We start from the raw sequence: 22,011 nt of genomic DNA on the forward strand, positions 1-22,011 counted from the left end.
CCCCAAGGTGGACTCCGCCGTCGTCCGGCTGGATCTGCGTAACCAACCCCCTGCCCCGCGCGACCTCGCCGCCCTGGAGGCTGTGACCCAGGCGGCCTTTGGCCAGCGACGCAAGATGCTGCGTTCAAGCCTCAAGGCCCTGGGCGGCGAAGCCCTGTGTGAAGCCGCGGGTGTCGACCCGCAGCGGCGGGCCGAGACCCTGGATCTGGCCGAATTCACCGCCCTCGCCCAGGCATGGCTTCTGCGCCGGGACAGCGTCTGAGGCATATCGCCGGTCGTTTGCCCCCGGGGGCCCTTAGGGGTTAGGAGGCGGCATGATCGATCTTGAAGACGGCCTTTCGGGCCTCAGCGCCTACCCTCATCTCCAGACCCTGCTCGGCCTCGCCCTCCTGGTCACCCTGGCCGCGGCGGTCAACTGGCTGACCCAGCACGTCCTGCTGCGGATCGTCCGCAAGGCGCTCAGCCTTTCCCTGAAGGATGAGGCCGACGCCCTGTTCCGCGAGGTCATCGCGCGTCTGGCCAATGTGGCGCCGGCCATCGTCATCTATCAGGGGATCGTCGCCACGCCGCATCTGCCGGTCGAGGCGCAGACGGTGATCCGAAACGTCGCCGCAGCCTTCATGATCCTGACGGTGATCCTGGCCATCGCCGGGGGGCTGAACCTCGTCAATGCGGTCTATTCCAAGCGGCCGGAGGCCCGCGCCCGCCCCATCAAGGGCTACATCCAGGTGGGGAAGATCATCCTCTATGCGGCGGCCGCCATCCTGGTGGTGGCCACCCTTCTGGATCGCTCGCCCCTTCTGCTGATCTCGGGCCTTGGGGCCATGGCGGCGGTCCTGCTGCTGGTGTTCAAGGACACGATCCTGTCCCTGGTGGCCTCGGTCCAGCTGACCAGCAACGACATGATCCGCGTCGGCGACTGGATCGAGATGCCCCAGCTCAACGCCAACGGGGACGTCATCGATCTCGCCCTGCACACGGTGAAGATCCAGAACTTCGACAAGACCATCACCACCATCCCCACCTGGCGGCTGATCAACGAATCGTTCGTCAACTGGCGGGGCATGCAGGAGTCCGGCGGCCGGCGGATCATGCGTTCGATCCTGCTGGACCAGACCTCCATCCGGTTCCTCACCCAGGACGAGATCACGCGGCTGCGGCGGTTCGTGCTGCTGGACCTCTATCTGGACGGCAAGGCCAAGGAGCTTCAGGCCTGGAACGAGTCCTTCATCCGGGCCGGGCGTGACGGGGTGAACACCCGCAAGCTAACCAATGTCGGCACCTTCCGCGCCTATATGCAGGCCTATCTGAAGGCTCACCCCGGCGTCGCCAAGGACAAGACCATGATGGTCCGCCAGCGTGACCCCACGCCCGAGGGACTGCCCCTGGAAGTCTACTGCTTCGCCAACACAGTGGTCTGGGACGCCTATGAGGCGATCCAGTCGGACCTGTTCGACCATTTCCTGGCCGTGCTGCCGGAGTTCGACCTGCGCCTGTTCCAGGCTCCTACGGGCTGGGATATGCGCGGCATGCACGAGGGCCTTCTCGCCGGGGCGCCCGCGGCGGCCCCTCCGGGCGCCTAGAGCCGCTCGTCGAGCAGGCCCTGGACGAAGGGGACCAGGCCGGGGTTGCGCGTCCGCTTCAGGCGTTCGGCGTGATAGATGTGAGCCAGCTCGGCGAAGGCCCGGTCGTAGTCATCGTTGACGATGACATAGTCATAGTCGACGGCCCGCTCGATCTCTCCGTAGGCCCGGCCCAGGCGCCGCTGGATCACGTCCTCGCGGTCCTGGGCGCGGGCGTGCAGCCGGCGCGACAGCTCGGCCATGCTGGGGGGCAGGATGAAGACCCGGACCACGTCGTTTGGCGCCTTGCGGGCGATCTGCTCGGCGCCCTGCCAGTCGATGTCGAACAGCACGTCGCGGCCTGAGCCCAGGGCGTTCATCACTGCAGCCTGCGGACTGCCGTAGCGATGCTCGTGGACATTGGCCCATTCCAGAAAGGCGTCCTCGGCCACCATCCGATCGAAGGTGGCCCGATCGACGAAATGATACTCCCGCCCGTCTTCCTCGCCGGGCCGAGGATCGCGCGTGGTCGCCGAGACTGACAGCTCGAGATCGGGGTGGTCGGCCACCAGCCGGCGCGAGAGCGAGGTCTTGCCCGCGCCGGAGGGGCTGGAGATCAGGAGCATCAGGCCCCGCCGGGGAACGAGGGGGGAATTCATGGGCGTCGGGATCCTGACCGGGCCGGAACGGCGGCTCTATTCCACATTCTGCACCTGCTCGCGCAGCTGTTCGATGGTCGCCTTGAGCTGCAGACCAATGGTCGTCAGCTCTGGCACGGCGGCCTTGGCGCAGAGGGTGTTGGCCTCGCGCATGAATTCCTGGGTGAGGAAGTCCAGGCGACGGCCGGCGGGCCCGTCCCCCTCCGTCAGGATGCGGGCGGCCTGGACGTGACCGGCCAGGCGGTCGAGCTCCTCGCGCACATCGGCCTTCACGGCCAGGGCGGCGGCCTCCTGGATGATGCGGTCCTCCAGGCCCGGCAGAGCCCCCGCGAGCTCGCGCAGCCGGCGCTCGAACCGCGCCTTGATGACCCCCGGCTGGCCGGTGGCGGCGGCCTGGGCCTCAGCGGCCAAGGCGGCGATCTCGTCAAGAATGCCCCCCAGCACGCCGCGCAGGGCCGCGCCCTCGCCCTCGCGCGCGGCCTTCAGCTGATCAAGCGCCTGATGGAGGCTGGCGGTCATGGCCGCCTCCAGCTGCGCCTGGGCCTCGGGATCCGCCTCGCCCTCCGGGGTTTCGATCACGCCGCGCAGGGACAACAGGCCATCCAGGGTCGGGGCCGCGACGCGACCCTCGGCGATCCAGCCGGCGCCAGCGGACAGATAGAGTTCGGCCTGCTGCCGGTTGACCCGCAGAGGCGCCTGGTTTTCCACCCGTCGCGCCTGAAGGCCGACCGTGACCTGCCCGCGCTGGAATCGAGCCTGAGCCCCCTCTCGGGCGGCGCGGTCAAGGGCGTCGAGACCCGGCGGGCCGCGGAAGCGAACCTCCAGATTGCGGCCATTGACCGATCGCGCCTCCACCGCCCAGGTCCAATCGCCCAATGCGCCGTCGGCCCGGCCAAAGCCGGTCATTCCCGAAAAGGGCACTGCTGATCTCCGTCCTGGCTGTTTCGACTCTACGGCTCGGCGGGCGTGGCGGAGTCCGCTGCGGCAGGCGCCGCGGCTTGACCGGAGCGTGCACGCTCAAGGGCGCGCCAACGTTCCACATTGCGCCGATGCTCGTCATAGGTCGGGGCGAAGGCGTGCCCCCCCGACCCATCGGCCACGAAGAACAGATAGTCGGTCTCGGGTGGATCGAGCACGGCGGCCAGGGCCGCTCGGCCGGGGTTGCAGATCGGCGTCGGGGGCAGACCATCGATGGTGTAGGTGTTGTAGGGCGTGGCGCGGGTGAGCTCGGACATCCGGATGCCCCGGCCCAGGGGGCGCCCCTTGGTCAGGCCATAGATGATGGTCGGATCGCTCTCGAGACGCATGCCGCGCCGCAGCCGGTTGACGAAAACCGAGGCCACCTGCGGCCTCTCGCTGGCGACGCCGGTTTCCTTTTCGACGATCGAGGCCAGGATCACCGCTTCTTCCGGCGTGCGCACCGGCAGGCCAGGCTGGCGCCGGGCCCACAGCATGGCCAGAACCTCGTCATGGGCCTGCATCATGCGTTGCAGGACGACGGCCCGGTCCTCGCCGCGCTCGATCTGATAGGTCTCCGGCAGGACCACGCCCTCAGGCGGAGCGGGCGCCACGCCGGTCAGCAGCGGGTGTTCGGCCAGGATCTCGGCCACCATCTCCGATGTCAGGCCCTCGGGGATGGTGACGAAATGACGGACGACCCGGCCGGCCCGGATGTCGTCCAACACCCGAGCCATGGAGGCCCGGCGTGGAAACTCATATTCCCCCGCCTTCAGCTCCCGCGCGGCCCCTGTGATCTGGGCCGCCGCCAGGAAGAGCGGCGCCGATGAAATCACGCCTGCGCCCTCCAGGGTGCTGGCGATCTCGGGCAGGCCCGCCCCCCGGCGCAACATGACGTTGCGCGTCTCAGCCTCATGGTCCGGGCCAGGCCCCCGGAACATCCACAGGGCCCAACCCCCGGCCAGGGCGATGACCAGCAGGAAGGTCAGGGCCGCGCTGCCCAGGGTCACCAGGAGGCGGCGCAAGGGCGACGCCCCCTTCCGGGCCGGGCGGGAACGGGGCGCGCGGGCCATGATCAGACTTGTTTGAAGACGACCGAGGCGTTGGTGCCGCCGAAGCCGAAGCTGTTGGAGAGGGCGACCTTGATCGGCCGGGGCTTGGCGGCGTTGGGCGCCAGATCCAGGGCGGTCTCCACCGACGGGTTCTCAAGATTGATCGTGGGCGGCGCCACCTGATCGCGGATGGCCAGGCAGGTGAAGGCCGCCTCGATCGCCCCTGCCGCGCCCAGCAGGTGGCCGGTGGCCGACTTGGTGGAGGACATGGTCACCTTGGACGCCGCATCGCCCAGCAGGCGCTCCACGGCGCCCAGTTCGATCTCGTCGCCCAGGGGGGTCGAGGTGCCGTGGGCGTTGATGTAGTCGATGTCGGATGGATCGATGCCAGCGTCCTTGATGGCCGCCTTCATGGCGCGGAAGCCGCCGTCGCCGTCCTCGGCCGGCGCGGTGATGTGGTAGGCGTCGCCCGCCAGGCCGTAGCCGGCCACCTCGGCGTAGATCTTGGCCCCGCGCGCCTTGGCGTGCTCGTACTCCTCCAGCACCAGGACGCCGGCGCCCTCGCCCATGACGAAGCCGTCGCGGTCCTTGTCATAGGGACGGCTGGCCCGGGTGGGATCGTCGTTGAAGCCGGTGGACATGGCGCGGCAGGCGATGAAGCCGGCGATGCCCACCGGACAGATGGCCGCCTCAGCCCCGCCGGCCACCATCACATCGGCGTCGCCATACTTGATGAGGCGCGCGGCGTCGCCCACGGCGTGGGCGCCGGTGGCGCAGGCGGTGACCACGGAGTGGTTGGGCCCCTTGAAGCCATGGCGGATGGAGACCTGTCCGGACGCCAGATTGATCAGGGCTGATGGAATGAAGAAGGGGCTGATCCGGCGCGGCCCCTTTTCGTGCAGCTCGACGCTGGTCTTTTCGATGGTCGCCAGGCCGCCGATCCCTGAGCCGATGATCACGCCGGTGCGTTCGCGCCCTTCGTCGTCCTCCGGCGCCCAGCCGGAATCCTTCACCGCCTCGTCGGCCGCGGCGATGGCATAGAGGATGAAGTCGTCGATCCGCCGCTGGTCCTTCGGCGCCAGAACGGCGTCCGGATCGAAGGCGCCCTCGACATCCGGGCCGCCGCCGCCGCGTCCGTCCACCCGCGGCACTTCGCAGGCCACATTGCAGGCGTACTGGCTGGCGTCGAAGGTGGTGATGTTTCCGGCCCCGGACTTTCCGGCCAGTATGGCCTTCCAGGTGACATCGACGCCGCTGCCCAGGGGCGTGACGAGGCCGATGCCGGTGACGACGACGCGACGGGTGTTGGTGGCGTTGGACATGGCGGCTCTACTCCCCCGCCGGTCCCCCAAATGAAAACCGCCGCGCCTCTATGGCGCAGGGCCTAAGGGACGCGGCGGCTGTGATGTGGACGTCGGGCGGAACGCGCAGGCGTCAGGCGCCCAGACGCTCCTGAATGAACTTCACGGCGTCGCCGACCGTCTGGATATGCTCAGCGGCGTCGTCCGGGATCTCGATATCGAATTCTTCTTCGAAGGCCATCACCAGCTCGACATTGTCGAGGCTGTCGGCGCCCAGGTCGTCGATGAAGCTGGCCTTCTCGGTGACCTTCTCCGGATCGGCGTCGAGGTGCTCGATGACGATCTTGCGCACGCGTTCCAGAATGTCGGACATTCGCTTTTAGTCCCTCTAATTTCAACTGATGCATCCGCGACGGGAGACAGCTTGTCAACCGCTTGGCGGTGTCGGGTTTGAGACCTCTTGCCGGGCTCCGGACATCCCGGGCCGCCTCAATCGGCGTGCGGCCTAGCATGTTCTTCTGAGGGAGGCCAGCAGCCAGCCCAGCCCAGCTTGAGGCCCGTCAGATCATCGCCATGCCGCCGTTGACGTGCAGGGTCTGACCGGTGACGTAGGCGGCTTCCTGGCTGGCCAGATACACGCAGGCCGCGGCGATCTCCTCGCCCGATCCCAGCCGCCCGGCCGGAATTGTCGAGAGAATCTGCGTCTTCTGCGCCTCGTTCAGGGCCTCGGTCATCGGGCTTTCGATGAAGCCGGGGGCGATGCAATTGACCGTGATGCCACGGCTGGCGACCTCCTGGGCCAGCGCCTTGGAGAAGCCGATCATGCCGGCCTTGGAGGCCGCATAGTTGGTCTGGCCGGGATTGCCCATCACGCCCACGACAGAGGTGATGCCGATGATTCGCCCATGCCTGCGCTTCATCATGCCCTTCATCGCGGCCCGCGCGAGACGGAAATAGGATTCGAGATTCACGCGGATCACCGCGTCCCAGTCCTCATCCTTCATGCGCATGAGCAGGCCGTCGCGGGTGATGCCCGCATTGGCCACCAGGATGTCGAGGGGCGATCCCGCCGCGGCCTCGGCCTGGGCGACGAGGCCGTCCACCGAGTCGGCGTCGGCCAGATTGGCGGCGGCCACGCTGACGCGTCGCCCCAGACGCCCGGCCAGGTCCTCAAGCACGGCCTGACGGGTGCCCGAGAGGACCACATGAGCGCCCTGGGCATGGAGCGCCTGGGCCAGGGCGGCCCCGATGCCGCCCGTGGCGCCGGTGACGAGGGCCGTCTTTCCGGAAAGATCAAACATCAGATCGCCTCCTGCGGCGGTTGTGCGGATTGGTGACCAGGACTCGCCTCAGAGCGAGGAGGCGAAGGCTTCCAGGTCGGCCGGGGTGTTCAGGGGCGTCGCCTCGGCGTCGGGCGCGATCCGCTTGGCCATCCCCGACAGCACCTTGCCCGAGCCGGCCTCAGCGAAACGCGTGACGCCGCCAGGACCGGCCAGCCACTCCATGCTCTCGCGCCAGCGCACGCGGCCTGTGACCTGCTCGACCAGCAGGCGGCGGATCTCCTCGGGGTCGTGCACGGGGCGGGCGGTGATGTTGGCCACCAGCGGGGTTCTGGGCGCGATGATCGTCGCGCTGGCCAGGGCCTGGGCCATCTCGTCGGCGGCGGGCTGCATCAGCGGGCAGTGAAAGGGCGCCGAGACATTCAGGGGGATGGCGCGGGCGCCGAGCTCCTTGGCCTTCTCAATGGCCCGGTCCACAGCGGCCTTGCCGCCGGAGATGACCACATTGCCCTGGTTGTTGTCGTTGGCCACCACGCAGACGCCGATCTCCGCCCCCGCCGCGGCCGCGGTCTCGGCCAGGGCCACGTCCGACTTGGGCCCGATCAGGGAGGCCATGGCCCCCTCGCCCACCGGGACCGCCCGCTGCATGGCTTGGCCCCGCAGCTTCAGCAGCCGCGCCGTGTCGGCCAGGCTGATCGCGCCCGCCGCCGCCAGGGCGGAGTATTCTCCCAGGCTGTGACCGGCCACGAAGGCGGCCCGCTCGACCCCCACGCCGAACGCTTTCTCCAGGGTCCGCGCCACGGCCAGGCTCACGGCCATGAGCGCCGGCTGGGCGTTTTCCGTCAGCGTCAGGTCGCCTTCGGGGCCTTCGCGCATCAGCGCGAACAGATTCTGGCCCAGGGCGTCGTCCACCTCCTGGAAGACCTCGCGGGCCGGGGCGAAGGCCTCGGCGAGATCGACGCCCATGCCGAGCGCCTGGCTGCCCTGGCCGGGGAAGATGAAGGCGAGGCTCATGACCTGATGCTCCCAAAGTGGCCCCGCCTGCGTTGCGGCGAAGGCTCTGAACGCTCGATTCCGGCCGCGAGGGTTAGGATATATGCCCACCCCCGGCAAGCAGGCCCGATGCGCGGGGTGACGGGCGCCACGGCGTGGGCCACACTTGGCCGACCGTTCCAAGTTCAGGATTTTGCTTATGGACGACCGCCACCTGGTCTATTTCGCCGACCCCATGTGCTCGTGGTGCTACGGCTTCTGGCCCGTGGTCGCGTCCATTCGCGCGGCCTTCGGCGAGACCCTGCCCATACGGCTGGTCATGGGTGGCCTGCGGCCGGGCTCCACCGAACCGATGACCGAGGCGGCCAAGACGAGCCTGCGTGGGCACTGGACCGAGGTGTTCGAAGCCTCGGGTCAGCCGTTCAACGCCGAGGCCATGGCCGCCGAGGGATTCATCTATGACACCGACCCCGCGGCGCGTGCTGTGGTGGTGGTGCGGCGCGAGCGCCCGGACCTGGCGCTACAGTTTCTGGGCGCGATCCACGAGGCCTTCTATGTGGGCGGCCGGGACGTGACCCAGCTGGCTGTCCTGTGCGACATCCTCTCCGAGGTGGTGCCGGGCGCCGACCTCGACGCCTTCAGCGCCATCTGGAACAGCGAGGAAGCCAAGCAGGAGACCTGGGCCGACTACGCCATTTCCCAGAAGGCGGGGGTCACCGGCTTTCCCACCCTGGTGGGCGGCCCTGACGAGAATGGTCAGTTCGGCGTGGTCACCCGCGGCTTCGCCCCCGCCCAGCAGGTCTTGCCGGTTCTCGCCGACTGGCTGGGCCGGCCCGCGCCGTCGGCCTGACGCTCAGGCCTCGTTCGGCGGCGAATAGGCGATGTAGCCCCGCTCCACCATGCGGCGCAGAGCTTCATAGGCGGCGCTGAGCTCTTCAAACCCGGCCCGAAGTTCGGCCAGACGCGCGATCTCCGCGGGGCTGGGCGGATGGGCGGCGCCGCCGAGGTTGAGGGCCTCGGCCACCCAGGCGGCCCGGGCATGGGCTGTGGCCACGGCCAGCCGCTGGAATCGCGCGGCGTCGAGGCGACCCACCCTCTGGCTCACCACCTCGCGATTGGAGATGAAGGCCGTGTAGTCGATCTGCTCCAGCTGCCCGCGAAGCCTGCGCTGGGCGGCCGGATCGGAATGATCCTGCGGCTCGAAATGGTCCGACGCGGTCCGCCGGTACGATGACATTACGGAAGACATGCGCTTCCTCCCTGATGACTCTCCGCCACCACAGGCCAGATGTAACGCCGGTCGATTAATTTTTGATTGGCGGGCTCCCTGTGCGCAGCCATGCGAAGACAAGCCGTGAGCGCCTACGTATAGTCCAGGTCAACCGCTCAGAGAGCCGCCCCAGGAGCCGCCCATGTCCCGCTTCTCCAGCCTACTTCCCACCACCCTGCCCGCCGTCGCCATCGCCGCGGCCTTCGGCGCGCCCGCCCTGGCGGCGTTGGCCCCCGGCGCGGTGGCGCCGGATTTCAAGGCCCCGGCCTACCTGGCCGGCAAGGCGACGGAGTTCTCCTTGGCTGAAGCCCGCAAGAAGGGTCCGGTGGTGGTGTATTTCTTCCCCGCCGCAGACACCGCCGGCTGCAATCTGGAGGCGCGGCTGTTCGCTGAGGCTGTGGATGAGTTCAAGGCCAACGGCGCCACCGTGATCGGCGTGACCGCGGGCAATCTGGACAAGCTGCAGGCCTTCTCCGCCGACACCGAGAAGTGCGCCGGCAAATTCCCGGTGGCCGGGGATCCGGGAGCGAAGATCGCCAAGCAGTATGAGGCGACCATGGCCGTCCGGCCGGGCTGGTCCAGCCGCACCTCCTATGTGATCGCCCCCAACGGCAAGGTGGTCCACGCCTACAGCGCCATGTCCCCCGACGACCACGTCAAGGAGACCCTGGGCGCCGTCAAGGCCTGGAAGTCGGCCCAGCGCTAGGCCCGATTCGCCGTCCGGCCTTGCTCCGGACGGCGTTTTGCCTTATTGGCCCGCCTCTTCACGGAAGGCGGTCTCAAGCCGGAACGCGAACAGGTCGGGATAAGCTCGGCCGCCGCGCCTGAGAGCCATCGTCGCCCGGCGGACTTCCGCCGCCGGTCGCGCCGCCTTCCACAACGGAAGAGGAACAATGGCGCTTTACGAACACGTGGTCATTTCGCGGCAGGATATCTCGCCGCAACAGGCCGAAGCCCTGAACGACCAGCTCAAGGCGATGATCGAGGACAACGGCGGGTCCGTGGCCAAGATCGAGTACTGGGGCCTCCGCAACCTCACCTACCGCATCAAGAAGAACCGCAAGGGCCACTATTCCCTGCTGGCCATCGATGCGAAGCCCGAGGTCGTCAAGGAGATGGAGCGCCAGCTGTCCATCAACGAAGACGTCCTGCGCTACATGACCGTGCGCGTCGAGGAACTCGACCTCGAACTGTCGCCGGTGCTCGCGCGCCGCGACCGTGACCGTGAGCCTCGCCGTGAAGGCGAAGGCCGCCGCGACGACGTCTGAGGGGAGATCCAATCATGTCGGACACCAACACCACGCCCGCCGCTGGCGCCGCCGCTGCGCCGCGTCGTCCCTTCTTCCGCCGCCGCAAGGTCTGCCCGTTCTCCGGCGCCAACGCTCCGAAGATCGACTACAAGGACGTCAAGCTGCTGCAGCGCTACGTCTCCGAACGCGGCAAGATCGTGCCTTCGCGCATCACCGCCGTCTCGGCCAAGAAGCAGCGTGAGCTGGCCCGCGCCATCAAGCGCGCCCGCTTCCTCGCCCTTCTTCCCTACGTCGTGAAGTAAGGGAGCCGAACCGATGAAGGTTATTCTGCTCGAACGCGTCGAAGGCCGTGGCGGCCTGGGCGACGTGGTCACCGTGAAGGACGGCTACGCCCGTAACTTCCTCCTGCCCCGCCAGAAGGCGCTCCGCGCCACAACGGCGAACATGAAGGTCTTTGAGGCCCAGCGGGCCCAGATCGAGGCGCGCAACGCCGAGGCGCGCGCCGCGGCCGCCAAGACCGGCGAAGGCCTGGATGAGACCAGCTACATCCTGATCCGTCAGGCCGGCGAGAGCGGCCAGCTCTATGGTTCGGTCTCCGGTCGCGATGTGGCTGACGCCATCAACGCCGAAGGCGGCAAGGTCGAGCGCGCCATGGTCGTGCTGGACAAGCCGATCAAGACGCTGGGTCTGCACGAGGTGAAGGTGCGCCTCCACGCTGAAGTGGTGGTCACCGTGACCCTCAATATCGCCCGCAGCCAGGACGAAGCCGAACGTCAGGCCCGCGGCGAGAACGTCATCGCCTCGCAATTCGAAGAAGAGCGCGCCGCGGCCGAAGAAGCCGCCGCCGATCTTCTTGAAGGCGGCGCTGGTCAGATCGAAGGCGACTACGCCGAGGCCTGATCGTCTGGACGACGAACGCTCTGATGACGGCCCGAAGTTTCGCGCTTCGGGCCGTTTTCTTATTGTGGCAAGTCTGCGGCGAGCTGTTGCGGAAATGTCATATGGAATTTCCCGAAGACTCCTTAGCTAAGGCCCAGGGCCAAGGACCAAGGATCCGGGACCGGCGCCGCCGGTCTCCCACACGGGGAAATTTCATGCGTTACACCACTCTGCTTCTGGCGGCCGCCTCCGCGGTCGCCCTGACCTCCACCGCCGCCGTGGCGCAGACGGCGCCGGGCGCGTCGGAGGTCGAAGAACTCGTCGTCACCGGCACCCGGACCACTGGCCGCAGCCGCCTCGACACCCTGGCGCCCGTGGACGTCGTCACCACCCAGGCCCTGCAGCAGCGCGGCACCACCGAGCTGGCCACCGCCCTGGCCACCACGGTCCCGTCCATTTCCTTCCCGCGCCCGTCCAACACCGACGGCACTGACGCGGTCCGCCCGGCCACCCTGCGCGGCCAGGGGCCAGACCAGACGCTGGTTCTGGTGAACGGCACCCGCCGGCACGTGTCGGCCCTGCTGAACACCAACGGCTCGGTGGGCCGCGGTTCGGCCGCCGTCGATCTGAACGCTATCCCGTCGACCGCGCTCGACCGTATCGAAGTGCTGCGTGATGGCGCGGCCGCGCAGTACGGCTCCGACGCCATCGCCGGGGTGGTCAACCTGCGCCTGCGCGAAGCCGCCAGCGGCGGCGGTCTCTCGGTGACCTACGGCCAGTATCAGACCAGCTTCGACGGCTTCTACGGCCGCAACGACAACATCTCCGACGGCGCCACCACCACTGTGTCCGGCTGGCAGGGCCTGCCCCTGGGCGCCGACGGCTTCCTGACCCTGTCGGCGGAGTATCGCGACCGGGCCAACACCAACCGCAGCGATATCGACCGGCGGGTGACCCCCAACCGCATCACCTCGCGCTTCGGCGACGCCGATGTGGAAGACGTGTCCTTCTACGCCAACGCCGGCAAGCCCCTGGGCGACGTGTGGACCGCCTATGGCTGGTTCGGCGCCCAGCAGCGCGACGCCTCGAGCGCCGCCACCTACCGCCTGCCCACCGACGCCAGCCAGAACGTGCCCGCGGTCTATCCCAACGGTTACATTCCCAAGCTCGCCACCGACACCACCGACGTGAGCGCCGGTGTTGGCCTGCGCGGCCAGATCGCCGGCTTCAATGCCGACCTGAACGTGGTCTACGGCAAGAACGACATCAATTTCGGCGTCCGCGACACCATCAACCCGTCCTACGGGGCCGCATCTCAGACCTCGTTCCAGGCCGGCGGGCTGGAATACAGCCAGACGGTGTTCACGGCCGATTTCAGCCGCGGCCTTGACCTGGGTCTGGCCGGCCCGCTGAACCTGGCCTTCGGCCTGCAGGCCCGCACCGAGAACTTCGAGATCAACCGCGGCGAGCCCACCTCGTACAACCGCGGCCCGATCACCACGGTGTCCTTCGGTTCGCGGGGCTTCACCGGCTTCACGCCGTCCAATGAAGTGGATGTCGACCGCGATGCGGTGGGCGTCTATCTCGACCTGGAAGGCCAGGTGACCGAGAAGTTCTCCGCCTCGGCGGCGGTGCGCTACGAGGACTATTCCGACTTCGGCTCGAACACCTCGGGCAAGCTGTCGGCGCGCTATGACTTCAGCCCCGCCTTCGCCCTCCGCGGCGCGGCCTCGACGGGCTTCCGCGCGCCCAGCCTGCAGCAACAGTACTACACCGCCACCTCGATCCTCTATATCAACGGGGTTCCGTTCGAGACCGGCACCTATCCCTCGGTGAGCTCGGTGGGTGCGGCCCTTGGCGGCCGTCCGCTCGACCCGGAAACCTCGCGCAACTACTCCCTGGGCGTGGTCTATCGTCAGGGCGCTTTCGAGCTCACCATCGACGCCTATCGCATCGAGGTGGAAGACCGGATCGTTCTGTCGGAGACCTTCCAGGGGAGCGCCACGGCCGCGCCGGGCACCAACGCCCGGGTGATCTATGACCTGCTGGCGCCCTTCGGCGCCACGGCCGCCCGCTTCTTCGTCAACGGCGTGGACACCGAAACCACCGGGGTGGACGTGGTCGCCCGCTATCGCATCGTCGATGACGCCGGCGTCTTCGACCTGACCGCGGCGGGGAACATCAATCAGTTCGAGGTGACCCGGACCCCGGTCTCGGGCTCGACCATCCTGCCGACCCCCACCAGCCTGTTCGGTCGCCAGGCGACGCTGCGCTTCGAAGAAGGCGTGCCGAAGCAGAAGCTGACCCTGCAGGGCGACTGGAGCCGCGAGGCCTGGGGCGCCACCCTGCGCACCACCATGTACGGTTCGGTCCTCTCGCCCGGCACCCTGGCCGACGGCAGCGCCGACACCGAAACCGGAACCCGGGGCGTGGTGGACCTGGAAGGCCGCTACTCCTTCCCCCGCGGCGTCACCGTGGCCGTGGGCGCCGACAATCTGTTCGACGTCTATCCCCGCCAGATCGCGCCCAACCTGAACACCACGAGCGCGGCGCCCTTCTCGTCGTTCTCGCCCTTCGGGTTCAACGGCCGGTTTGTCTATGGCCGGGTGAGCGTGCGCTGGTAGTCGCCGACAGTCCCTGCTGAGCGAGACGGGCGGGCCTGACAGGTCCGCCCGTTTTCGTTTGCCCCCAGGCTTGGGGGCGCCTGTCCACAGGTGCGGCGATGGGTCGGCAAGCTTGGAACGATCTCTTAAGCTATCAGCAGGCCATGGCGATCGTACCGGCTCTCGATCTGCGGATGCCGCAGGACGACACAACACCCCTCCCCCATGCTCCGGCCAATATCCAGGCCGAACAGGGCCTGCTGGGCGCCCTGCTCTATGACAATGCGGTCTTCGAGCGGCTGGGGGATAATCTTCAGGGCCGGCATTTCTTCGAGCCCTTCCACGGCCGGCTGTTCACCGCCATCGAGACCGCCATCCGCAAGGGCCAGCTGGCCGAACCCATCCTGCTGGCCGAGCAGTTCCTGCGCGACCCGGCTTTCGAGGAACTGGGCGGTCTGCGCTATCTCGCCGACCTCGTGGACCGCGCGCCGCCATCCACCCATGCGCCCGACTATGCCCGCGCCGTCTATGACCTGGCCCTGCGACGGGACCTGATCCGCATCGGCCAGGAGATCGCCACCACGGCCCAGGGCAGCGACGCCGAGGCCTCGGCCCGCGATCAGATCGAGGCCGCCGAACAGCAGCTCTACGCCCTGGCCGAAACCGGCGGGGTCAGCCAGGGCTTCGTCCCCTTCGCCGAGGCCCTGCACGGGGCGGTGGCCATGGCCGCCGAGGCCCATGCGCGGGACGGGGGCCTGGCGGGGATCTCCACCGGCCTCATCGATCTGGACCAGAAGATCGGCGGGCTGCACCCGTCCGACCTGGTGATCCTCGCAGCCCGCCCCTCCATGGGGAAAACCTCGCTGGCCTGTAACGTCGCCTTCGACGTGGCCCGCAACTATGCCTGGGAGCCGCGCCCGGACGGCACGCGCAAGACGGTGAGCGGTGGGGTCGTAGCCTTCTTCTCGCTGGAAATGTCGGCCGAGCAGCTGGCCATGCGCCTGCTGGCCGAGGTCTCGGGGGTTTCGGGCGACCGACTGCGCAAGGGCGAGATCGACGCCATGGAGTTCGGACGGATCCGCGACGCCGCCCTCGAGATCCAGGAAGCGCCGCTCTATATCGACGCCACCGGCGGCCTGTCCCTGGCCAAGCTCACCGCCCGCGCCCGGCGCCTGAAGCGCACCACGGGTCTTGATCTGATCGTTGTCGACTATCTCCAGCTCATTACGCTGGGGCCCGGCGGCAGCGACAACCGCGTGCAGGAGGTGAGCGCCATCACCCAGGGGCTGAAGGCCCTGGCCAAGGAACTGGCCGTCCCGGTCATCGCGCTGTCGCAGCTGTCCCGTCAGGTGGAAAGCCGCGAGGACAAGCGTCCCCAGCTCTCCGATCTTCGCGAGTCCGGCTCCATCGAGCAGGACGCCGACATGGTCATGTTCATCTATCGGGAGAGCTACTATCTCGGCCGATCCGAACCGCGCGAGGGCACCGAGGAGCACTTCAAGTGGCAGGAGCAGATGGACCTCGTCCGCGGCATGGCCGAGGTCATCATCGGCAAACAGCGCCACGGCCCCATCGGCACGGTGAAGCTCTCGTTCAACGAAGACCTCACCAAGTTCGGCAACCTGGCCCGCGACGGCCGCTACGATCCCCATTGAGCCGTCTTGGCCCCACTGGCAGGTCCCGCCCCGTCCGGGACTTGCCTCGCAAGCCTTGCCGGTCCAAGGGAGCCGCATGCCCCTGCCCCCTCGCGCCCGGCTGACCATCGATCTCGACGCCCTGGCGCGGAACTACCACGCCATCGCCTCGGAGGCGCAGGGCGCGGCGGTGGCCCCCGTGCTCAAGGCCGACGGCTACGGCCTGGGCGCAGCTCCGCTGGCTGGGCGGCTCTGGCGCGAAGGCGCCCGCAGCTTCTTCGTCGCCCGCCTCACCGAAGGCGAGGCGCTTCGCGCGGCGCTGGCTGAGCGAACCGCTGAGATCTTCGTCCTCGACGGCTTCACCCCCGGCGCCGGTCCCCGGCTGAAGGCGGCGGGCCTGATCCCTGTGCTCAGCAGTCTGGCCCAGATGTCGGAGGCCAGCGGCTTCGCCCGCCAGACGGGCGCGCCGCTCACCTGCGGCCTGCATGTGGACACCGGCATGAACCGCCAGGGGCTGCCGATCCAGGCCCTGGACGCCGTCATCGACAGTCCCGACCGGCTGGCCGGCCTCGATCTCGACCTGCTGATGAGCCACCTGGGCTCGGCCGCCGATCCTGATCACCCGCGCAACCCCGCCCAGCTGGCGGCCTTCCGTCACGCCCGCGCCAAGCTCCCGGCCATGCGGGCGAGCCTGGGCGCCTCGGCCGGCGCCTTTCTGGGTCCCGACTACCGGTTCGACATGGTTCGGCCCGGCGTCTCCCTCTTCGGCGGCGGCCCGCGCGAGACGCCCGATCCCCGGCTGAGCGCCGTGGCCACCCTGGAAGCGCCCATTATCGACATCCGCCGGGTCGCGGCCGGAGACCCCATAGGCTACGGCACGACCATCCTGGCCGACCGCCACACCCGGCTGGCGGTGGTGGGCGCCGGCTACGGGGACGGGGTGATCCGGGCGGCGCGGCGCGAGGCGCGGGCCTGGTTCGACGGCGCCCCCCGGCGCATCTACATCATCGACATGGACATGACCGTGATCGATCTGGGCGACAGTCCGGCCCATCCGGGCCAGATGGTCGAGTTGCTCGGTCCCCACGCCCTGCTGGACGAGCTCGCGGCGGCCGCCGGCAGCATCGCGCACGAATGTCTGGTGCGCCTGGGCGGCCGCGCCGAACAGGTTTATCGCGGCCAGGCCTGATCCGCCGACCGGAACTGACGCAGGCGCCGATAGACTGAGGCCCCGGGACGAATCAGGAGGATCACTTGGCCAAGGACGGTTCTGTCCATGTCTGCCAGTCGTGCGGCGCGGTTCAGGCCAAGTGGGCCGGCCAGTGCCCGGCCTGCGGGGCCTGGAACAGCCTGGTGGAAGAAGTCCAGACCCGGCCGCCCGGGGGGCTGGCCCCCGCCCGGGGAACCCGCGCCGGTCGCAGTCTGGCCTTCGAGACCCTGGCGGCCGAGACGCCCGCGCCCCCGCGCATCCAGACCGGCGTCGCCGAGTTCGATCGCGTGTGCGGCGGCGGGGTCGTGCCCGGCTCAGCCCTGCTGCTGGGCGGCGACCCCGGAGTGGGCAAGTCGACCCTGCTGATGCAGGTGATGGGCCATGCGGCCCGGCGCGGGGTCCGCTGCGCCTATATCTCCGGCGAGGAGGCGGTGGACCAGGTCCGCGGCCGGGCCCAGCGCATGGGACTGGCCCAGGCGCCCGTGAGCCTGGCGGCCGAAACCTCCCTGCGGGTGATTCTGGAGGGATTGAAGCGCGACGCCTTCGACCTGGTGGTCATCGATTCCATCCAGACCATGTGGAGCGACGCCCATGAGGCCGCTCCCGGTTCGGTGACGCAGGTCAGGGCGGCGGCCGGTGAACTGGTGCGTCTGGCCAAGAAGCGCGGCGTGGCCGTGATCCTGGTGGGCCACGTGACGAAGGAAGGCGCCATCGCCGGGCCCCGGGTGATCGAGCACATGGTGGACGCGGTCCTCACCTTCGAGGGGGAACGCGGCTATCCGTTCCGCATTCTGCGGGGGGTGAAGAACCGCTTTGGCGCCACCGATGAGATCGGGGTCTTCGAGATGGCCGATGCGGGCCTGATCGAGGTGGTCAACCCCTCGGCCCTGTTCCTCAACACTTCCGGCGAACGGGCGGCGGGCGCGGCGGTGTTCGCCGGCATCGAGGGCTCACGCCCCGTTCTGGTGGAGATACAGGCCCTGGTGGCCCCCAGCGCCTATGGCACGCCCCGGCGGGCGGTGGTGGGCTGGGATTCCGGCCGCCTGGCCATGGTGCTGGCCGTTCTGGAATCCCGCTGTGGACTTGGATTTGGCGATCGGGACGTCTATCTGAACGTCGCTGGCGGGCTTCGGGTGACCGAACCGGCCGCCGATCTGGCCGCCGCGGCGGCGCTCGCCTCATCTGCTCTCGATATCGCATTGCCGCAGGATTGCGTCGTGTTCGGCGAAATCAGTCTTTCCGGAGATATCCGCCAGGTCAGCCGCATGGACGGCCGCCTGAAGGAGGCCGCCAAGCTCGGCTTCGGTCAGGCCCTGGCCCCCGCTGAAGCCGACGGGGGCGGACTGCTCCAGGTTCGCGGCGCCGCCCGGCTGGCCGACGCCGTCCGGCGCATCGGGGATGGCGACTGGGGTTCTTCCCGTTGACCCTGTTCGACATTCTGGCCTTGAGCCTGCTGGCCATTTCAGCCTGTGTCGGCTTTTTCCGCGGCGCGGTGCGCGAGATGATCACCGTCCTGGCCCTGCTGGCGGCGGCTGCGGTCGCGCTGTGGGGCCTGCGATTCTCCGGCCCGCTCGCCCGCGAAATCATTGAGACAGCCTGGATGGCCAATGTCGCGGCCGTCCTGGCGGTGTTCATCGCCGTCTATATCGCCCTGCGCCTGTTGGGGGCTCATCTGTCGCGCCAGGTGCAGTCGGCCGGCGTGCTGGGCCTGCTGGACCGTTCCATGGGCGCGGCCTTCGGACTGATCCGCTCGCTTGTCGTCCTGGGCGCCTTCAGCCTTGGCCTGCAGGCCGCCACCACGCCGGAAACCATGCCGCAATGGGTGGCCGAAGCCAGGCTCTACCCCCTCGCAGAGACGTCCGGCGAAGTCCTTCGCACCTTCGCGCCCAAGGGGCTGGATGTGGCCGATAGGTTACGACCGGTGATCTCCGAAGCTGTGCGGAACGGCGCAGGTGATCCGCCTTCGGAAGAAGGCTATGACGAGCGCGCACGCACCGACATCGACGAGCTTGTGGAGAAATCCCGATGAGCCCCGTTTCCGACGCATGGTCCCCCCCTCCGCGCGATCCGGATGACGACAGCCTCCGGCTGGAATGCGGCGTCTTCGGCGTCTTCGGCGTCGATCAGGCGGCAGGCCTGACGGCGCTGGGTCTGCACGCCCTGCAGCACCGCGGCCAGGAGGCCTGCGGCATCGCCAGCTTCGACGGCCAGCGCTTCCACACCGAGCGCCATATGGGCCGCGTGGGCGAGGCCTTCGGCGACGGCGACCTGAGCAAGCGCCTGCCCGGCGCGGCGGCCATCGGCCACACCCGCTACTCCACCGCCGGCGGCAGCTTCATCCGCAACGTCCAGCCCATGTTCGCCGACCTCGAGAGCGGCGGGATCGCCCTGGCGCACAACGGCAACCTCACCAACTTCCTGACCCTGCGCCAGCAACTGGTGGCCGACGGCGCCATCTTCCAGTCGACCTCGGATTCCGAGGTGATCCTTCACCTCGTAGCCCGCTCGCGGAAGGGCAAGATCACCGACCGCTTCATTGAGGCCCTGTCGAAGATCGAGGGCGGCTATGCGCTCGTGTCCCTGACCAACAAGAAGCTGATCGGGGTGCGCGATCCCCTGGGCATCCGCCCCCTGGTCCTGGGCCAGTTGGACGGCAACTATGTGCTGGCCTCCGAAACCTGCGCGCTGGACATGGTCGGCGCGCGGTTCGTGCGCGACATCGAGCACGGCGAGATGGTGGTCATCGATCATTCGGGCGTGGAAAGCCTGCGCCCCTTCCCCGCTGAACGGGCCAGGCCCTGCATTTTCGAGTACGTCTATTTCGCCCGCCCGGATTCGGTCGTGAACGGGCGATCGGTCTATGAGGTGCGCAAGCGCATGGGCCGTCGCCTGGCCCAGGAAAGCGCCGCCCCCTGCGACGTGGTGGTCCCGGTCCCCGACTCCGGCGTCCCCGCCGCCCTGGGCTACGCCCAGGAAACCGGCACGCCCTATGAGATGGGCATCATGCGCAACCACTATGTGGGCCGCACCTTCATCCAGCCCACCCAGGGCGCCCGGGAGCTGGGCGTGCGCATGAAGCTGTCGCCCAACCGCGCCGTGCTGGCGGGCAAACGGGTCATGCTGATCGACGACTCCATCGTCCGCGGGACCAACTCCCTGCGCGTGGTGCGGATGGTCCGGGAGGCCGGCGCCAAGGAGGTGCATCTGCGCTCCGGCTCGCCGCCGATCATGTGGCCGGACTTCTACGGCATCGACATGCCCCAGCGCGAGCAGCTGCTGGCGGCCAATAAGAGCCTGGAGGAGATGGCCCGCCTGCTGGAAGTCGACAGCCTGGGCTTCCTCTCGGTGGACGGCCTCTACTGGGCCATGGAATCGCCGCCGCGCGACCCGGCCGCGCCCCAGTTCACCGACCACTATTTCACCGGCGACTACCCCACCCGGCTCCTGGATCGCGAGATCGCCGAGGGCCGCAACGAGGCTGACGAACGCCAGCTGACCTTCCTGGTCGACGCGTGAGCGGGGGTCTGCGAGGGCTGCTCGCCCGCCTGCGGATCGACCCCTACATCCTGGCCATCCTGGCCACCGTGGTGATCGCCTCGCTGCTGCCGGCCCGGGGACAGGCCGCGGACGTGGTGGCGGTCGCCACCAAGATCGGGGTCGGCCTCGTCTTCTTCCTTCACGGCGCCAAGCTGTCGCCCCAGGCGGTGGCGGCCGGGATCGGTCACTGGCGGCTGCACCTGGTGGTGCTTCTGACCACCTTCGCCCTCTTCCCGCTCACAGGCCTGGCGGCTTCGGCCCTGCCCCCGTGGATCGTGCCGGCGGCCCTGGCGCCGGGCCTGATCTATCTGGGCTGCCTGCCATCGACCATCCAGTCGGCCGTAGGCTTCACCGCCATCGCCCGCGGCAATGTGGCGGCCGCAGTCTGCGGCGCCTCGGCCTCGAACCTGCTGGGGGTGCTGATCACGCCCCTTCTGGTGGGCGTCCTGCTCAGCGCCCAGGGGGGCGGCCTGTCCTGGGGCGCCTTCGAGGCGATCCTGCTGCAACTGCTGGCCCCGTTCCTGGCCGGCCAGGCCCTGCGCCGGTGGGTCGGCGGCTTCATTCAGCGCCACGCCAAACAGGCGAGCCTGGTGGACCGGGGCTCGATCCTTCTGGTGGTCTACAACGCCTTCTCGGGCGCCGTGGCCGTGGGCATCTGGAGCCAGGTGTCCTTCGTCGATCTGCTGCGCCTGACCCTGGTGTGTCTGGTCCTGCTGGCCCTCTCAACGGCCTGGACCGTATGGATCAGCCGCAGGATGAAGTTCTCCACCGAGGACGAGATCACCGTCCTCTTCGGCGGCAGCAACAAGAGCCTTGCGGCCGGGGCGCCCATGGCCGCGGTGCTTTTCCCGGTCTCCACCGTCGGCTTCGTCCTGCTGCCCATCATGCTCTATCACCAGTTCCAACTCATGGCCTGCGCCGCCATCGCCTCGCACTATGCAAAGCGAGCGGACAGCCCCCTCCAGACCGTCTAGACAGCGCCCCATGACAGTTCAGCCCGCCCCCTCCGCCGCCGGTCCCCTGGCCGGACAGATCGTCCTCGTCACCGGCGCCAGCCGCGGCATCGGCCGTGAATGCGCCCTGGCCCTGGCCGCCGCCGGGGCCCAGGTGGTGGCCACCGCCCGGACTCAAGGCGGGCTGGAGGATCTGGACGACGCCATCCGCGCCGCCGGCGGCCTGCGACCCACCCTGGTCCCTATGGACCTGGCCGATGGCGGCGCCATCGATCAGCTCGGCCTCGCCATCCACGAACGCTATGGGCGCCTGGACCTTCTGGTCCACGCCGCGGCCATGCTGGGGGGACTGAGCCCGGTCTCGCACATCGATCTGAAGACCTGGGACAAGGCGGTCGCCCTGAACCTCACCGCCGTGTTCCGGCTGCTGAGGGGTACCGAACGCCTGCTCAAAGCCGCGCCTCAGGGCCGCGCCCTGGTGTTCACCACGGGTCGGGTGGCCCGCCCCAAGGCGTTCTGGGGGGCCTATGGCGCCACCAAGGCCGGCGCCGAACACCTGGTCCGCACCTGGGGCGATGAGCTGGAGAACACCACGGTGCGCGCCGCCCTGATCGATCCGTCGGCCATGCGCACCAAGATGCGCGCCGAGGCCATGCCGGGCGAAGATCCCCAGTCCCTGCCCGATCCCGCCGAGATCGGGCCGATGGTCGTCGAACTGGCGCAGGCGGAGCTGACCCCGCCCGTGAAGGTGTTCAGCTTCGCCGAGTGGAAGGCCGCGCAGGCTTCCCCCGCCCACTGACCGGCCGCCCCTTGGCGGCGGGCCTGGCCCGCGTCGCCGGCCCGGCGCTCTTGGCCGGCGCCTTCTTGCCCG

Annotated in this window: 23 protein-coding genes; 15 read left to right on the forward strand and 8 right to left on the reverse strand. The window is 68.9% G+C overall.

The genetic code is table 11. The annotated features are described in order from the left end of the window. The coding region (locus V7D28_RS02555) for an rRNA adenine N-6-methyltransferase family protein (RefSeq protein WP_333585789.1) at positions 1-262 on the forward strand (262 nt) is incomplete at its 5' end. Between the two features lie 52 nt (positions 263-314). Then, positions 315-1,583, forward strand: a complete 1,269-nt coding sequence (locus V7D28_RS02560; protein WP_333585790.1) for a mechanosensitive ion channel family protein — start codon at positions 315-317, stop codon at positions 1,581-1,583. Here the strand turns inward: V7D28_RS02560 and gmk are convergent. The 7 genes from gmk to fabD form a co-directional block, all read right to left on the reverse strand. Next, complete coding sequence (gmk, locus tag V7D28_RS02565; RefSeq protein WP_333585791.1) at positions 1,580-2,221, reverse strand: guanylate kinase; 642 nt, start codon at positions 2,219-2,221, stop codon at positions 1,580-1,582. The two genes, V7D28_RS02560 and gmk, sit on opposite strands and share 4 nt — an antisense overlap. 36 nt (positions 2,222-2,257) lie before the next feature. Further along, positions 2,258-3,142, reverse strand: coding sequence for a YicC/YloC family endoribonuclease (locus tag V7D28_RS02570; protein WP_333585792.1), 885 nt, complete (start codon positions 3,140-3,142; stop codon positions 2,258-2,260). A gap of 29 nt (positions 3,143-3,171) precedes the next feature. Then, positions 3,172-4,203 carry an endolytic transglycosylase MltG gene (mltG, locus tag V7D28_RS02575; RefSeq protein WP_333585793.1) on the reverse strand — a complete coding sequence of 344 codons (1,032 nt, stop codon included), beginning with the start codon at positions 4,201-4,203 and terminating at the stop codon, positions 3,172-3,174. Positions 4,204-4,253: 50 nt separating this feature from the next. Beyond that, positions 4,254-5,552: a beta-ketoacyl-ACP synthase II gene (fabF, locus tag V7D28_RS02580; protein ID WP_333585794.1), complete on the reverse strand. Its 1,299-nt coding sequence runs from the start codon at positions 5,550-5,552 to the stop codon at positions 4,254-4,256. Between the two features lie 112 nt (positions 5,553-5,664). Continuing rightward, positions 5,665-5,904, reverse strand: a complete 240-nt coding sequence (locus tag V7D28_RS02585) for an acyl carrier protein (RefSeq protein ID WP_293318447.1) — start codon at positions 5,902-5,904, stop codon at positions 5,665-5,667. A 187-nt stretch (positions 5,905-6,091) separates the two neighbouring features. Then, positions 6,092-6,832 (reverse strand): 3-oxoacyl-[acyl-carrier-protein] reductase, encoded by a 741-nt coding sequence (gene fabG, locus V7D28_RS02590; RefSeq protein ID WP_333585795.1) that lies wholly within the window; start codon positions 6,830-6,832, stop codon positions 6,092-6,094. A 48-nt stretch (positions 6,833-6,880) separates the two neighbouring features. Then, entirely contained in the window at positions 6,881-7,825 is a 945-nt protein-coding gene (fabD, locus tag V7D28_RS02595) for an ACP S-malonyltransferase (RefSeq protein WP_333585796.1), read from the reverse strand. A gap of 178 nt (positions 7,826-8,003) precedes the next feature. Here fabD and V7D28_RS02600 point away from each other — a divergent pair, with 178 nt between their 5' ends. Next, on the forward strand, positions 8,004-8,654 hold the full coding sequence (locus tag V7D28_RS02600; RefSeq protein ID WP_333585797.1) for a DsbA family protein: 651 nt from the start codon (positions 8,004-8,006) through the stop codon (positions 8,652-8,654). A 3-nt stretch (positions 8,655-8,657) separates the two neighbouring features. Here V7D28_RS02600 and V7D28_RS02605 read toward each other — a convergent pair whose 3' ends face one another. Then, positions 8,658-9,053: a hypothetical protein gene (locus V7D28_RS02605; RefSeq protein ID WP_333585798.1), complete on the reverse strand. Its 396-nt coding sequence runs from the start codon at positions 9,051-9,053 to the stop codon at positions 8,658-8,660. Positions 9,054-9,216: 163 nt separating this feature from the next. Between V7D28_RS02605 and V7D28_RS02610 the strand changes: the two genes are divergently transcribed. The 12 genes from V7D28_RS02610 (at position 9,217) to V7D28_RS02665 (ending at position 21,939) form a co-directional block, all read left to right on the forward strand. Then, entirely contained in the window at positions 9,217-9,780 is a 564-nt protein-coding gene (locus tag V7D28_RS02610) for a peroxiredoxin (RefSeq protein ID WP_333585799.1), read from the forward strand. Between the two features lie 187 nt (positions 9,781-9,967). Further along, complete coding sequence (gene rpsF / locus V7D28_RS02615) at positions 9,968-10,342, forward strand: 30S ribosomal protein S6 (RefSeq protein ID WP_333585800.1); 375 nt, start codon at positions 9,968-9,970, stop codon at positions 10,340-10,342. Between the two features lie 14 nt (positions 10,343-10,356). Next, positions 10,357-10,626, forward strand: a complete 270-nt coding sequence (gene rpsR / locus V7D28_RS02620; RefSeq protein ID WP_333585801.1) for a 30S ribosomal protein S18 — start codon at positions 10,357-10,359, stop codon at positions 10,624-10,626. A 13-nt stretch (positions 10,627-10,639) separates the two neighbouring features. Then, positions 10,640-11,224, forward strand: coding sequence for a 50S ribosomal protein L9 (gene rplI, locus V7D28_RS02625; RefSeq protein WP_333585802.1), 585 nt, complete (start codon positions 10,640-10,642; stop codon positions 11,222-11,224). 194 nt (positions 11,225-11,418) lie between these two features. Beyond that, on the forward strand, positions 11,419-13,827 hold the full coding sequence (locus V7D28_RS02630; RefSeq protein ID WP_333585803.1) for a TonB-dependent receptor plug domain-containing protein: 2,409 nt from the start codon (positions 11,419-11,421) through the stop codon (positions 13,825-13,827). A 173-nt stretch (positions 13,828-14,000) separates the two neighbouring features. After that, complete coding sequence (locus tag V7D28_RS02635) at positions 14,001-15,461, forward strand: replicative DNA helicase (protein ID WP_442957887.1); 1,461 nt, start codon at positions 14,001-14,003, stop codon at positions 15,459-15,461. 76 nt (positions 15,462-15,537) lie between these two features. Then, the gene (alr, locus tag V7D28_RS02640) at positions 15,538-16,629 is read left to right on the forward strand and encodes an alanine racemase (RefSeq protein WP_333585805.1); all 1,092 of its coding nucleotides are present in this window, start codon (positions 15,538-15,540) and stop codon (positions 16,627-16,629) included. Positions 16,630-16,694: 65 nt separating this feature from the next. Next, on the forward strand, positions 16,695-18,074 hold the full coding sequence (radA, locus tag V7D28_RS02645; protein WP_333585806.1) for a DNA repair protein RadA: 1,380 nt from the start codon (positions 16,695-16,697) through the stop codon (positions 18,072-18,074). Then, complete coding sequence (locus V7D28_RS02650; protein WP_333585807.1) at positions 18,071-18,679, forward strand: CvpA family protein; 609 nt, start codon at positions 18,071-18,073, stop codon at positions 18,677-18,679. The genes radA and V7D28_RS02650 overlap by 4 nt, the downstream gene beginning before the upstream one ends. Continuing rightward, the gene (purF, locus tag V7D28_RS02655) at positions 18,676-20,166 is read left to right on the forward strand and encodes an amidophosphoribosyltransferase (RefSeq protein ID WP_333585808.1); all 1,491 of its coding nucleotides are present in this window, start codon (positions 18,676-18,678) and stop codon (positions 20,164-20,166) included. Before V7D28_RS02650 ends, purF begins: the two co-directional genes overlap by 4 nt. Further along, complete coding sequence (locus tag V7D28_RS02660; protein WP_333585809.1) at positions 20,163-21,161, forward strand: bile acid:sodium symporter family protein; 999 nt, start codon at positions 20,163-20,165, stop codon at positions 21,159-21,161. The genes purF and V7D28_RS02660 overlap by 4 nt, the downstream gene beginning before the upstream one ends. A 10-nt stretch (positions 21,162-21,171) precedes the next feature. Continuing rightward, complete coding sequence (locus V7D28_RS02665; RefSeq protein ID WP_333585810.1) at positions 21,172-21,939, forward strand: SDR family NAD(P)-dependent oxidoreductase; 768 nt, start codon at positions 21,172-21,174, stop codon at positions 21,937-21,939. The last annotated feature ends 72 nt before the right edge of the window (positions 21,940-22,011 follow it).

The sequence above is a fragment of the Phenylobacterium sp. genome (genome assembly GCF_036723115.1).
GTDB lineage: Bacteria > Pseudomonadota > Alphaproteobacteria > Caulobacterales > Caulobacteraceae > Phenylobacterium.

Coding starts and splice junctions, on each gene's coding strand:
- V7D28_RS02560 (WP_333585790.1), top strand. CDS start 315: ATGATCGATCTTGAAGACGGCCTTTCGGGCCTCAGCGCCTACCCTCAT.
- gmk (WP_333585791.1), bottom strand. CDS start 2,221: ATGAATTCCCCCCTCGTTCCCCGGCGGGGCCTGATGCTCCTGATCTCC.
- fabF (WP_333585794.1), bottom strand. CDS start 5,552: ATGTCCAACGCCACCAACACCCGTCGCGTCGTCGTCACCGGCATCGGC.
- V7D28_RS02585 (WP_293318447.1), bottom strand. CDS start 5,904: ATGTCCGACATTCTGGAACGCGTGCGCAAGATCGTCATCGAGCACCTC.
- fabG (WP_333585795.1), bottom strand. CDS start 6,832: ATGTTTGATCTTTCCGGAAAGACGGCCCTCGTCACCGGCGCCACGGGC.
- fabD (WP_333585796.1), bottom strand. CDS start 7,825: ATGAGCCTCGCCTTCATCTTCCCCGGCCAGGGCAGCCAGGCGCTCGGC.
- V7D28_RS02600 (WP_333585797.1), top strand. CDS start 8,004: ATGGACGACCGCCACCTGGTCTATTTCGCCGACCCCATGTGCTCGTGG.
- V7D28_RS02605 (WP_333585798.1), bottom strand. CDS start 9,053: ATGTCTTCCGTAATGTCATCGTACCGGCGGACCGCGTCGGACCATTTC.
- V7D28_RS02610 (WP_333585799.1), top strand. CDS start 9,217: ATGTCCCGCTTCTCCAGCCTACTTCCCACCACCCTGCCCGCCGTCGCC.
- rpsF (WP_333585800.1), top strand. CDS start 9,968: ATGGCGCTTTACGAACACGTGGTCATTTCGCGGCAGGATATCTCGCCG.
- rpsR (WP_333585801.1), top strand. CDS start 10,357: ATGTCGGACACCAACACCACGCCCGCCGCTGGCGCCGCCGCTGCGCCG.
- rplI (WP_333585802.1), top strand. CDS start 10,640: ATGAAGGTTATTCTGCTCGAACGCGTCGAAGGCCGTGGCGGCCTGGGC.
- V7D28_RS02630 (WP_333585803.1), top strand. CDS start 11,419: ATGCGTTACACCACTCTGCTTCTGGCGGCCGCCTCCGCGGTCGCCCTG.
- V7D28_RS02635 (WP_442957887.1), top strand. CDS start 14,001: ATGCCGCAGGACGACACAACACCCCTCCCCCATGCTCCGGCCAATATC.
- alr (WP_333585805.1), top strand. CDS start 15,538: ATGCCCCTGCCCCCTCGCGCCCGGCTGACCATCGATCTCGACGCCCTG.
- purF (WP_333585808.1), top strand. CDS start 18,676: ATGAGCCCCGTTTCCGACGCATGGTCCCCCCCTCCGCGCGATCCGGAT.
- V7D28_RS02665 (WP_333585810.1), top strand. CDS start 21,172: ATGACAGTTCAGCCCGCCCCCTCCGCCGCCGGTCCCCTGGCCGGACAG.